Source organism: Paenibacillus sp. P4_A7 (assembly GCF_056402455.1).
The window spans coordinates 1-4,487 of the sequence record NZ_JBFUHJ010000452.1 but is presented as its reverse complement, the minus strand read 5'-3'; the positions used below and the strand labels follow the sequence as shown (position 1 = coordinate 4,487).

Here is a 4,487-nt window from a genome sequence, read left to right as displayed (position 1 = left end):
ACTTTATCTTTTCACTCAATCAATATATCCTTTTCTAACTCCAATTAGGGGTTAGTTAACTGTATTTATTTGAGCTACAAGAAAAGTAACTTTTCTTGTAGCTTTTATTTTTTTATAGATAAGAATTTATAAGTTTCCACTTATAAATGTGCTTATCTATCTACGCGAAACGAACGTTTATGCCACCAAGGATAGCGACAACCGTTTACGCTTGTACAGGGGGAATAATTTATGTCATTAATAAATGTTTCGAATCTAACCTTTGCCTACGATGGCACTTACGATAACATATTTGAAAACGTAAATTTTCAAATCGATACGGATTGGAAGCTGGGATTTACAGGAAGGAACGGTAGAGGTAAAACGACGTTTCTGAACTTGTTGCTTGGAAATCATGAATATAGTGGAAATATATCTGCCATCGTCAATTTTGAATATTTCCCTTTTCATGTCGAGAACAAAGAAAGTAATACCATTGATGTAATAAGTGACATTTTTCCAGATTATCTTCATTGGAAATTAATGCGTGAGCTTTCACTGCTAAAGGTTTCTGAAGATGTTCTATATCGGCCCTTTGATTCCTTGTCAAACGGAGAGCAAACGAAAGTATTGCTGGCTACATTGTTTATTAAAGAAAATAGTTTTCTGTTGATTGATGAGCCAACCAATCATCTTGATATGAATGCCAGAAAGCTTGTCAGTGATTATCTTAATACCAAAAGAGGATTTATTTTGGTATCTCACGACCGATCATTTCTTGATAATTGCGTAGATCACATCCTTTCAATCAATAAGACCAACATAGAAATTCAAAAGTGCAATTTTTCAGGTTGGTGGGAAAACAAAAGGAGACAAGATAACTTTGAGCTCGCGGAGAACGAAAAACTAAAAAGAGATATTAAGCGTTTGTCCGATTCTGCTAGGCGTACAGGCAACTGGTCACACGATGTGGAAAAAACAAAAAACKGAACAAGGAATTCGGGATCGAAGGTAGATAAAGGATATGTAGGCCATAAAGCTGCAAAAATGATGAAACGGTCAAAATCAATTGAACAAAGACAGCAGACGGCAATTGAAGATAAGTCAAAACTCCTTAAAAATATCGAAAGCTCTGAAAGCTTGGAGATTTCTCAACTTGCTTTTCATAAAAATCAACTTGCTGAACTAGATCATGTTTCCATTTTTTATGATGAGAAGATGGTTTGTACAGATATAAGTTTTACTATTGAGCATGGAGATCGAATAGCTCTTTCGGGAAAAAATGGATCCGGAAAATCAAGTATCATTAAACTGATTTGCGGTGAACATATTAACTATACAGGTATCTTCATGAAGGATAGTCAGCTTAAAATATCCTACGTTTCACAGGATACATCCCATCTACAGGGCAATTTATCAGATTTTGCTGCAGACAATGGGATTGATGAAAGTCTTTTTAAATCGATTTTAAGAAAGCTTGATTTTTCCAGAGTTCAATTTGAAAAGGATATTTCAGCCTTTAGCGGAGGACAAAAGAAGAAAGTGCTAATTGCAAAAAGTCTAAGTGAGAACGTTCATTTGCATATTTGGGATGAACCGCTTAATTTTATTGATATTATTTCTCGCATGCAAATTGAAGAGCTGCTGCTTGAATACTCACCGACCATTCTTTTTGTAGAACATGACAGAGAATTTTGCGAAAATATTGCAACAAAGTTTATTAACCTCTAATGAAACATAAACGAGTAGCAAAAAAAATATTATTTATTGTATAATGTTAGTCCCCAAGCCACATTCCATGATGTAAATTAATCCATAAACCCATAAAAATGCACGAATTCTATCATTTCATGTTGCTATATCAGAAATATATCTCTAATTCATGAAACCAATGTGTACCTCTTACCGTATCACATTCTATAAAACGCTTTTTGCAAGATGCATGATAGCAGTTGAGTATTTAATCCAAACAGAAAAGGGGAGTGGCTGCCACTGTAAAGTCGTTATTTATGAGAACGGAAGTTCTCCGGCTTTAATGGCATTAATGATAGAGGCACTATTGTTAACGAGACCTTTGTCTAACTCGATAAAGGTTACTAGAATTTTTGAGACATCAGACGGTAAGTCTATCATTTTTAATTTAGGAGGAAATTGAATGGATTTTGCATTATTAATGGAGTATGGCTGGGTGCTTTTTGTATTAATTGCGCTGGAGGGTCTACTCGCAGCCGACAACGCGCTCGTACTAGCGATTATGGTCAAACATTTACCTGAAGCAGAGCGTAAAAAGGCTTTGTTCTATGGTTTGGCAGGAGCTTTTGTTTTCCGATTTGGTTCGTTGTTCGCGATTTCGTTTTTGGTGGATGTATGGCAGGTACAAGCCATCGGGGCGCTCTATCTTCTGTTTATTGCACTCAACCATATAATACGTAAGTTAATTGTCAAAAATGGCGAAGATTCCGCTGCCAAGAGTTCGGGGAAAGAACGAAAGAAAAGTGGTTTCTGGATGACTGTACTCAAAGTCGAAGTGGCGGATATCGCATTTGCGATTGACTCGATTATGGCAGCTGTCGCGCTGGCCGTAGCATTGCCTGCAACTACCTTGCCGAAAATCGGGGGTATGGATGGCGGTCAATTTATCGTTATATTCTTAGGTGGATTTATCGGCCTTGTCATCATGCGTTTTGCAGCAAATATGTTCGTGAAGCTATTGGAGAGCAGACCTGCTCTCGAAGTTGCTGCATTCTTTATCGTCGGCTGGGTAGGTGTTAAGCTAGCTGTTCATACGCTTGCGCATCCAGCGCTGAATGTTATCCCGCATGACTTCGTGGAATCTGCAGCCTGGAAAGTAACATTCTACGTGGTGCTTATCCTTATCGCTGTAATTGGTTGGGTCGTTTCAGGCGGCAAGGTGAAAGAAAACGAGTCATCAAAAGCAGCATAAGTTAGTTTGTCATCAATTATATTTCCATTGAGAGTTGCAGCCTGTTGAGAACACTCAACAGGCTGTTTTTTTGTCATTATGGGATGAGAAGTTAAACATACGTGAAATCATTCGTACAACTAATGTATTTTGGCTATCATCAAGCCATGAGCTGCTTATTTCCTGTTGCGATTTTTGGAACATTAGCTCTCTCTAGCGTGATTGAGATACCTTTCATTTATCGTTATGATGCTATCCTGCTTATTCTACTTGGAGTACAATACCTCATGTACCGCAGCGGCTTAGAGACACGAGATGAAATCAAAGTAATTTGTATCTTTCACGTTATTGGTTTGTTACTGGAGATATATAAGGTGAATATGGGATCTTGGGCATATCCTGAGCTTGGTTACACTAAATTGCTCGGCGTCCCATTATATAGCGGTTTTATGTACGCAAGTGTAGCGAGCTTTATGTGTCAGGTATGGCGGAGACTGCGGATGGATATGACCGGCTGGCCTGGGCTAATGCCTTCGGCGATTCTAGGAGGAGCCATCTATTTGAACTTTTTCACACATCACTTTATCCCTGATATTCGTTGGTGGCTGACTGCACTTGTGTTTATCGTCTTTTGGAAAACACGGATCATATATCGGGTACGCACTATTACTTATCGAATGCCTTTAACGCTAGCTTTTATCATTGTAGGTTTTTTTATCTGGTTAGCCGAAAATATAGCAACATTTTTTAATGCTTGGAAATACCCTGATCAGAATCAAACCTGGCAACTTGTAAGTTTCAGTAAGATTAGCTCGTGGTTCCTTCTGGTCATCATTAGCGTTATCATCGTGGCCCAGCTTAAACATGTTAAAGCTAAGAGAACAGCAAACGACTAGTATTAGTGATATCTCCAATGCTAGAGATAAAAATACAAACAATGGGTATCCTCGATATGTAGATATAAATATTTCGATTACGGTTATTAGTTTTGGAGGAAAATGAAGACATGACAGAAAAAGAGAAATCTCAACAAGGACTACTTTATAATGCAAATTATGATAAAGAATTAATTGAAGAACGTTTATTGGCAAAAGGCCTTTGCTACGAATATAATCAGCTCCATCCAAAAAACGTAAACGAAAGAGAAGCTATAATAAAAAAACTGCTTGGTAAAACAAGCGATCATTTCTTGATTGAGCAGCCTTTCGTGTGTGACTATGGATATAATATTGAAATCGGTGAAAACTTTTATAGCAATCATAATCTTGTCATGTTAGATGGTGCTAAAATAGTTTTTGGAGATAATGTATTTGTTGCACCCAATTGTGGATTTTATACAGCAGGTCATCCGTTTGATGTGGACCAACGTAACGAGGGATTGGAAATTGTAGCTCCAATCACTGTCGGTAATAACGTTTGGATCGGCGGAGGCGTGACCGTTGTTGCTGGTGTGACGATCGGTGATAATACGATCATTGGTGCAGGGAGCGTTGTAATCAAAAGCATTCCATCTAACGTAATTGCTGCTGGTAATCCTTGTAAAGTAATCCGTGAAATTACGGAAGTAGACAAAACGAGATATAGA

The 4,487-nt window shown here is 37.9% G+C and carries 4 protein-coding genes; all 4 read left to right on the top strand.

Annotated features, from left to right (window positions below; all coding sequences use genetic code 11):
• Window positions 1–231: 231 nt before the first annotated feature.
• Window positions 232–1,710: an Lsa family ABC-F type ribosomal protection protein gene (locus AC1DWN_RS28665; protein ID WP_477562286.1), complete on the top strand. Its 1,479-nt coding sequence runs from the start codon at window positions 232–234 to the stop codon at window positions 1,708–1,710.
• A gap of 424 nt (window positions 1,711–2,134) precedes the next feature.
• A complete protein-coding gene (locus tag AC1DWN_RS28660; protein WP_477562285.1) occupies window positions 2,135–2,923 on the top strand; it encodes a TerC family protein in 789 nt (262 codons plus the stop codon).
• A gap of 122 nt (window positions 2,924–3,045) precedes the next feature.
• A complete protein-coding gene (locus AC1DWN_RS28655; protein ID WP_477562287.1) occupies window positions 3,046–3,798 on the top strand; it encodes a DUF817 domain-containing protein in 753 nt (250 codons plus the stop codon).
• A 110-nt stretch (window positions 3,799–3,908) separates the two neighbouring features.
• Window positions 3,909–4,487: sugar O-acetyltransferase (locus AC1DWN_RS28650; RefSeq protein ID WP_477562284.1), on the top strand; the 579-nt coding region annotated here is incomplete at its 3' end.

Coding starts and splice junctions, on each gene's coding strand:
- AC1DWN_RS28655 (WP_477562287.1), top strand. CDS start 3,046: ATGTATTTTGGCTATCATCAAGCCATGAGCTGCTTATTTCCTGTTGCG.
- AC1DWN_RS28660 (WP_477562285.1), top strand. CDS start 2,135: ATGGATTTTGCATTATTAATGGAGTATGGCTGGGTGCTTTTTGTATTA.